Raw genomic sequence first — 7,139 nt, 5'->3', positions numbered from 1 at the left:
CTGAGGTAGGAACTAAACCCAGGACGCTTCACTTCTCCGGGGGTTTTGAGGCATTTAGCTGGCGACTTCTTGGCGTGCTGTTCTCTGGATACAACGCTAGATGTGAAAGCAATCGGTATAGCAGTTGCGGGGATTGTGGGAGTGACGCTGCTCGTAGTTTCGGCTGCGGCTTTGCTTAGGCACCGAAGAAAGCTGTACATGGCAGCTTTGCTTTTAGGACTTCTGGCTATCGTAGGTTCTACGTTTTGGGCTCAGAAACTTACAGAATTTGGCCTTGTACAAAGGGACTCTGCGCAGATTGTCTGTGTTTCGGATGTCTGCGCTTGGCCGGAGGTCCCAAAAGAAAACATATTACTGAACATCCAAGCGCGGGAAGCCTTCTCTAAAATAGTGCCAGCTGAGTGGGGAGATTTCTCAAATCGACCGGTGGTGTGGGGAGATTTTTCAGAAGATCACTTAAGCCTAAGTAGCCAACCAACTCTGGAAGGAGTCGTTGGAGAGTTTGTGGATCAAGTTGGAACTGCGGAATTGATTCGTGCAAATGCGCAAATTTGTGGAATTCCGGCGAAAGATTTGGGAATTTCGGTTAGTGGCCTCCCTTGGGATCCTAACCGACAAGTTGACGTAAGCGATGTTGTTCAACGTATCGAGCAGTCGACCTGTAGAGTTAGCGGTTAGCCTGTGAAATCATTTGCGTTCTTGTACTTCCATGGTCACAGAATTTTTGTGGTCTTGCTGATGATGTTGTTTATTGGTTTAGCTCTATCCTTCTCTGAAGGCTGGCTGCTAAGAATTCCCTGGCTTAGCGGTACTGCAGGGGTGAATGTAGGTACCATATGTTCATTTGCTTATGCGGCGTTGCCAGTAACTTTGTTCCGTAATCAGCTTTCCAAGCTAGAAGCTCGTTCTCCAAGGAAGTGGTTAGTCGTAGACAGCACGCTTCTCGTTGTCTTGTGGAGCGTCCCTTGGGTATTTTCCCTGACCGGCGTAGGAAGCGTCAGGTTTGCTTATGTATCCACCGTCCTTATGGGAATAACATTTTTCGCAGGCAAATATTTGAACGTGGATACACTCGCATTGTTGCTTATAGCGCAACTCGTCTTGCAAACGGCTCTTTGGCTATCGGCATCCGAAACGAAATGGCGTTTTGTTCTTTTTGCTCTTGCTGTCCCGCCAGGCCATGTCCCACTTTTAATAAGTGGCCTTTCGCTCCTTGTGAGTATTCCTTCTTTGCACAAATTCAAACAGGCTGGAGCTTAGTCAGTGCCGGCAGGCTAGAGCTGCTCCTTTCCCTGTCTAGGGGCTAGGGGGAGCTCATGCTCAATCTAGTCAGACCTTTGAAGTGTCGCTGAAGATTCGCATGATGTGTTGGTTGGGGGGCGTTAGCTCTTAACCAGCTTGCGAATAGCCGTCATGGCTTCCTCGAGCTTTTCCTGGGCCACTTGACCATCCTCGGCGGCGGCACCGGCTACGCAGTGCTCAATATGGTCTTCGAGTAAGGCCAAAGAGACATTTTCTAGCGCGGAGGTTACTGCGGAGATCTGCGTGATGATGTCAATGCAGTATTTGTCTTCTTCGATCATGCGGTGGATGCCGCGCGTTTGCCCCTCGATGCGCTTCAAACGCGCCAAATACCTCGCTTTGTTTTTGCTATCCGCGTTATACCCGTGCGCGTGAGGCTCATGGCAGGCGCAGGTATGTTGCTGGTCAGACATGGTTTTCTGCGTTCATCTAGGGGTTCCTTTCGGGGCGATTTTGTAACGCGCGATTACTCCAGTATATTTTTAAGACGTTGCTCCAAGGCAATGGGCCCCCATCGTCTAGCGGCCTAGGACACCGCCCTTTCACGGCGGCGGCACGGGTTCGAATCCCGTTGGGGGTACGAAGCTTCTTGCTTCATGCCGACCTTTTAAAGGTCAAAATTCAATATGGCCCTGTGGCGCAGTTGGTTAGCGCGCCGCCCTGTCACGGCGGAGGTCGCGGGTTCAAGTCCCGTCAGGGTCGCCATATTGATAAGCCGGTTCCAGTGATGGAGCCGGCTTTTTCTTTTGCTTTCTTTCGTTTAAGTCCCCGCTCGAGATCTACTGGGGCCATCACTGTGTAGGGGTGAGTTGGGGTGGGGGAGTTGTTTCACCGGGGCGGGGCTTAGAGGCGCGGCGCGTGCTTCAAAAACGTCTTTATGGCGACGTAGAGGGCCGCTGAAGCCGTGAGGTGTGGCTCGGCTCGAAGAGGCGGCGTCGGCAAGCGCACGCGCCTTTACAGCGCCTTATATGGCTTGGCCTGAAATCTTTGCGTGTGCGCCTGCCTATATTTTGCGTTGCCTCATGCGGCCTTTTGAAAAACTGGTGCGCAAGAGTAGAGAAAACCGCAGTTAAACTGCAGATTTGTTTGATTTCAGCAACGTTGTGTAAAGTAACTATCCGTGCCCAATGAGGTACGAAAAATTGAAAAATGGCCCTGTGGCGCAGTTGGTTAGCGCGCCGCCCTGTCACGGCGGAGGTCGCGGGTTCAAGTCCCGTCAGGGTCGCCGAAGTCACTTGTGGCTTCTGGCCAGATAGCTCAGTCGGTAGAGCACACGCCTGAAAAGTGTGGGGTCGCCAGTTCGATCCTGGCTCTGGCCACAAATCAACCCCCTTCTGTAGAAGGGGGTTCTTTTGGTTTGCAGAAATGGTTTAATGGGCCACATGACTACTTCTGTTGCACACCAAACTGACGCCTCCCGTTTCGTAATTGCCGTCGATGGGGAAGAGGCCGGCTTCGCGGAGTACGTCGACACTGCAGAAACCCGCGATTTCCACCACACCGTGGTCCACGAGGGCTTCCAAGGCCAAGGCCTGTCCAAACCGCTCATCAAGGCCGCTCTGGAGGATGAATCCACCGCCGGCAAGCGCGTCATCGCCAGCTGTTCTGCCGTCGCGAGCTTCATCGAGAAGAACCCGGAATACCAGCACCTGCTCGAGAACTAAAACCTAAAAGTGGGCCCCACGTTCGTGTGGGGCCCACTTTGCCGCGCTTGGCGACGTCGCAAAGCAACAGCTAGATGTAATAGTCGGGGTCGACGAGCTTGATGCGCTCTTCCTTCTTACGCGGACGGTTCTTTGCTGGAATACCAATAGCAATGTGCTCTGCAGGCACATCCTTGGTGACAACTGCGTTTGCGCCAATAGCAGAGCCTTCACCGATGGTGATGGGGCCTAACACCTTGGCGCCAGCGCCAATCGTGACGTTGTCTTGGACAGTGGGGTGGCGCTTGGTTTGGGTGAGCACCTGGCCGCCCAACGTGACGCCGTGATAGATCATCACGCCCTCGCCGATTTCGGCGGTCTCACCAATGACGATTCCCATGCCATGGTCGATGAAGAACCGACGTCCAATGGTGGCTCCAGGGTGGATTTCGATTCCGGTCCAGAAGCGATTGATTTGCGCAAGGATGCGCGCAGGGCCGCGCCAACCGCGCTTCCACATCCAATGACAGATGCGGTGCACCCAGATGGCATGCAGGCCAGAGTAGACTATGGCGTTCTCCACATCTCCTCGGGCCGCGGGATCATGGTCACGGGCATTCGCCAAATCCTCGCGAATCATCTTTAGGACGTTCATGTGGTACATACTACTGGCAAAGAAAAAGCACCCACCAACAAGATGGGTGCTTTTCATTCAAACGACAGGAAAATTATGCCTCGCGGATGTCCTCAAACAGGACGGTGGAGACATAACGCTCACCAAAGTCCGGCAGAACCGCAACGATGGTCTTGCCCTCAAACTCTGGGCGAGCAGCCAGCTTGAGTGCTGCGGAGATGTTTGCGCCGGCGGAAATGCCCACCAGTAGGCCTTCCTCGGTAGCTAGCTTGCGGGAGGTCTCAATTGCCTCTTCGTTGGTGGCGGTCATGACCTCGTCGAGCAGCTCGCGGTCTAGTACCTCTGGGACGAAGTTTGCGCCGATGCCCTGAATCTTGTGCGGGCCAGCGTGGCCTTCAGACAAAACAGGGGAGTCAGCCGGCTCGACGGCAACTAGGTGGAGGTCGGCATTCTTGGACTTCAGGTAGCGACCAACACCGGTGACGGTGCCGCCGGTGCCGACGCCGGCGACGAAAGCATCAACCTTGCCTTCGGCGTCGTTCCAGATCTCTGGGCCGGTGGTTGCCTCGTGGATCTTCGGGTTTGCCTCGTTGGCGAACTGGGAAGCCAGGATGGCGTTGTCGTTGTTGGCGATGATCTCATTCGCCTTGTCGACGGCGCCCTTCATGCCGGCTGCACCTGGGGTCAGGACGATCTCTGCGCCATAAGCACGCAGCAGCACCTTGCGCTCGTTGGACATGGTCTCCGGCATGGTGAGGATGACCTTGTAGCCAAGGGTGGCGCCAGCGAAGGCGAGCGCGATGCCGGTGTTGCCGGAGGTGGCCTCGACGATGGTGCCGCCCGGCTTGAGCTCGCCGGCTTCTACCGCGGCGTCGATAATAGCCTTGCCAATGCGGTCCTTAACGGAGTTAGCAGGGTTGAAGGATTCGACCTTCACCAGCACCTCTGCGCCGAGGCCCTCCGTCAGGCGGTTCAGGCGAACCAGTGGGGTATTGCCGATGGTTTCCAGAATGTTGTTGTAGACAGCCACTTTGAGGACTCCTTGGAAAATATCTTCGTGCGTACCCTAGCTACTGTACACCACGCTACTAGACAAAGCGGTACATAACTCCTGAACCGATCATTCGGGCACTGGCTGTGGGATTTGGATCGCGCTTTGGCAGTAAGGCGATTTATTCTTACCCCCATTGGCCGGTTATACTGCGGGGAACGTGTTCTTTTACCCCCGAATTGCATGGTGGGTATGGGTGCACCTACTGGTTACCCCCAACTAGGAGAGAGATTCTCATGGAGCCGCATCGCCTCAAAGATGACGACGAAGCCGTACGCGCCGCACTGTCTTCCCTGAAGACCGCAACCGGCATTCCCGTCACGATGTACGGAACCCTGCTTCCCGATAATCGTCTGCAGATCACCCAGTGGGTCGGCCTGCGCACGCCGGCTTTGCAAAACCTGATCAGTGACGCCGGAGTCGGAGTGGGCGGCCGTGTTGTCAGCACGCGCCGTGCAGTAGGTGTTTCGGACTACGCTCGTGCGACCACCATTTCGCATGAAAATGACCGCTACATCCAGGACGAAGGTCTGCACTCCATCGTGGCTGTTCCGGTCACGGTGCAGCGTGAGATCCGCGGTGTCCTTTACGTCGGCGTTCACTCTCCAGTGCGTTTGGGAGACAAGGTTATTGAGGAAGTAACCATGACCGCCCGTTGTCTGGAGCAGGATTTGGCGGTTAATTCCGCGATGCGCCGCGCCGATGGCGGTAAGGGCGGCGCTGCCCGCGGCCACGTCATGAATGGCGCGGAGTGGGAGCAGGTGCGCTCCACGCACTCCAAGCTGCGAATGTTGGCTAACCGCGTAGACGACGAGGATCTGCGCAAGGAACTTGAGGCTTTGTGCGATCAGATGGTTTCTCCGGTCCGCGTTAAGCAGTCTACGAAGCTTTCCGCCCGTGAGCTTGATGTCCTGTCTTGCGTGGCGCTTGGCCACACCAACGTAGAGGCGGCTGAGGAAATGGGCATCGGTGCAGAGACCGTGAAGTCCTATCTACGCTCCGTGATGCGCAAACTCGGTGCGCATACCCGTTACGAAGCGGTCAATGCCGCTCGCCGTATCGGCGCATTGCCCTGATATACATGGTTCTTCTACCCGGATGCCCCTGAAACTTGCAGAAGTTTTTCAGGGGCATCCGGTAGTTTAGGAAGATGTGAAAGACCAATTTATTGTCTCTGGTGGTGCACGGCTCGAAGGCACGGTTGTGGTTGATGGCGCGAAAAACAGCGTCCTGAAGCTCATGGCCGCCTCGCTTTTGGCGGAAGGCACCACGACGTTGACCAACTGCCCGCAGATTCTCGACGTCCCGTTGATGCGCAAGGTTCTAGAAGGCCTAGGCTGCGAAGTAACTATCGACGGCGACGTCGTTACGATTACCGTCCCCGAAAAGCTCCACTCAAACGCGGACTTCGATGCCGTACGTCAGTTCCGCGCTTCTGTTTGCGTGCTGGGTCCGCTGACCTCTCGCTGCGGTCATGCGAAGATTGCCCTCCCCGGTGGCGATGCCATCGGTTCGCGCCCGCTGGATATGCACCAATCGGGTCTGGAGAAGATGGGTGCACGTACCCATATTGAGCATGGCGCGGTAGTAGCTGTGGCCGATGAGCTCCACGGCGCCAACATTCGCTTGGACTTCCCATCCGTCGGTGCAACCGAAAACATTCTTACCGCCGCTGTCCTCGCAGACGGTGAGACCGTCTTGCGTAATGCAGCCCGAGAGCCAGAGATCGTTGATCTGTGCATGATGCTCAAGGAGATGGGCGCAGATATCGAGGGCGAAGGCACCTCCACCATCACGATCCGCGGCGTAGAAAAGCTGCATCCCACCGAACACAGGGTAATCGGTGACCGCATTGTTGCCGGCACCTGGGCCTATGCTGCAGCGATGACGCAGGGGGATATCACCGTCGGCGGTATCGCGCCGCGTCACCTGCACCTGCCGCTGGAGAAGCTGAAGTCCGCTGGCGCCGAAATCGAAGATTATGACAACGGCTTTCGCGTTCGCATGAACGGCCGACCAACTGCGGTGGATTACCAAACGCTTCCATTCCCGGGTTTCCCAACTGACTTGCAGCCGATGGCGATTGGCCTTTCCGCCGTTGCCGAAGGCACCACGGTCATCACGGAGAACGTCTTCGAATCCCGCTTCCGTTTCGTGGATGAGATGCTCCGTCTCGGCGCCGATGCGCAGGTGGATGGCCACCACGTTGTTATTCGTGGTCAGCAGAGACTTTCTTCCACCCATGTTTGGAGCTCCGATATTCGTGCCGGCGCTGGGTTGGTGCTCTCCGCATTGTGCGCAGATGAAGTAACCACCGTTCACGATGTCTTCCACATCGATCGTGGCTACCCGAACTTCGTTGAGAATCTCTCGCGTTTGGGCGCCGACATCAAGCGCACGCAGGAGCCGGAGACGTACTAAGCGCTTTACGACGCCCTGTTTATCCCCAGTATGCACCTAAAAATGCGGTGTGTACTGGCGATTTGTGTTGTTTGTGGGGTGGGGGCTA

8 protein-coding genes and 4 tRNA genes are annotated in these 7,139 nt (G+C 55.8%); 9 read left to right on the top strand and 3 right to left on the bottom strand.

What is annotated here, in order from left to right; genetic code table 11:
* Positions 1–198 precede the first annotated feature (198 nt).
* Both HMPREF3155_RS12955 and HMPREF3155_RS12950 read left to right on the top strand, forming a co-directional pair.
* Positions 199–678 (top strand): hypothetical protein, encoded by a 480-nt coding sequence (locus HMPREF3155_RS12955; protein WP_148138244.1) that lies wholly within the window; start codon positions 199–201, stop codon positions 676–678.
* 3 nt (positions 679–681) lie between these two features.
* Positions 682–1,260: a hypothetical protein gene (locus tag HMPREF3155_RS12950; RefSeq protein ID WP_141744814.1), complete on the top strand. Its 579-nt coding sequence runs from the start codon at positions 682–684 to the stop codon at positions 1,258–1,260.
* Positions 1,261–1,382: 122 nt separating this feature from the next.
* Here the strand turns inward: HMPREF3155_RS12950 and HMPREF3155_RS11820 are convergent, their stop codons facing one another.
* Complete coding sequence (locus tag HMPREF3155_RS11820; RefSeq protein ID WP_061924479.1) at positions 1,383–1,715, bottom strand: metal-sensitive transcriptional regulator; 333 nt, start codon at positions 1,713–1,715, stop codon at positions 1,383–1,385.
* A 94-nt stretch (positions 1,716–1,809) separates the two neighbouring features.
* On the opposite strand from HMPREF3155_RS11820, the gene HMPREF3155_RS11815 reads away from it, so the two are divergent.
* The 5 genes from HMPREF3155_RS11815 to HMPREF3155_RS11795 all read left to right on the top strand — a co-directional run bounded on the left by HMPREF3155_RS11815 (position 1,810) and on the right by HMPREF3155_RS11795 (position 2,966).
* Positions 1,810–1,882, top strand: a tRNA-Glu gene (locus HMPREF3155_RS11815).
* Positions 1,883–1,930: 48 nt separating this feature from the next.
* Positions 1,931–2,007: transfer RNA gene (locus tag HMPREF3155_RS11810), tRNA-Asp, on the top strand.
* A 446-nt stretch (positions 2,008–2,453) separates the two neighbouring features.
* Positions 2,454–2,527, top strand: a tRNA-Asp gene (locus HMPREF3155_RS11805).
* A 21-nt stretch (positions 2,528–2,548) separates the two neighbouring features.
* Positions 2,549–2,621 (top strand) — tRNA-Phe (locus HMPREF3155_RS11800).
* 54 nt (positions 2,622–2,675) lie between these two features.
* Complete coding sequence (locus HMPREF3155_RS11795) at positions 2,676–2,966, top strand: GNAT family N-acetyltransferase (RefSeq protein ID WP_061924476.1); 291 nt, start codon at positions 2,676–2,678, stop codon at positions 2,964–2,966.
* Positions 2,967–3,036: 70 nt separating this feature from the next.
* Here the strand turns inward: HMPREF3155_RS11795 and epsC are convergent, their stop codons facing one another.
* Together epsC and cysK are read right to left on the bottom strand one after the other, a co-directional pair.
* Positions 3,037–3,600 carry a serine O-acetyltransferase EpsC gene (gene epsC, locus HMPREF3155_RS11790; protein ID WP_096337004.1) on the bottom strand — a complete coding sequence of 188 codons (564 nt, stop codon included), beginning with the start codon at positions 3,598–3,600 and terminating at the stop codon, positions 3,037–3,039.
* Positions 3,601–3,673: 73 nt separating this feature from the next.
* Positions 3,674–4,609 (bottom strand): cysteine synthase A, encoded by a 936-nt coding sequence (gene cysK, locus HMPREF3155_RS11785; RefSeq protein ID WP_061924471.1) that lies wholly within the window; start codon positions 4,607–4,609, stop codon positions 3,674–3,676.
* A gap of 257 nt (positions 4,610–4,866) precedes the next feature.
* Between cysK and ramA the strand changes: the two genes are divergently transcribed.
* Together ramA and murA are read left to right on the top strand one after the other, a co-directional pair.
* Positions 4,867–5,706 (top strand): acetate metabolism transcriptional regulator RamA, encoded by an 840-nt coding sequence (gene ramA, locus HMPREF3155_RS11780; RefSeq protein WP_061924468.1) that lies wholly within the window; start codon positions 4,867–4,869, stop codon positions 5,704–5,706.
* 76 nt (positions 5,707–5,782) lie between these two features.
* Complete coding sequence (murA, locus tag HMPREF3155_RS11775) at positions 5,783–7,051, top strand: UDP-N-acetylglucosamine 1-carboxyvinyltransferase (protein ID WP_061924465.1); 1,269 nt, start codon at positions 5,783–5,785, stop codon at positions 7,049–7,051.
* Positions 7,052–7,139: the final 88 nt, after the last annotated feature.

Source organism: Corynebacterium sp. HMSC06D04 (genome assembly GCF_001807315.1).
GTDB classification, from domain to species: Bacteria; Actinomycetota; Actinomycetes; order Mycobacteriales; family Mycobacteriaceae; genus Corynebacterium; species Corynebacterium simulans.
This window is presented reverse-complemented; position numbering and strand designations above follow the sequence as displayed.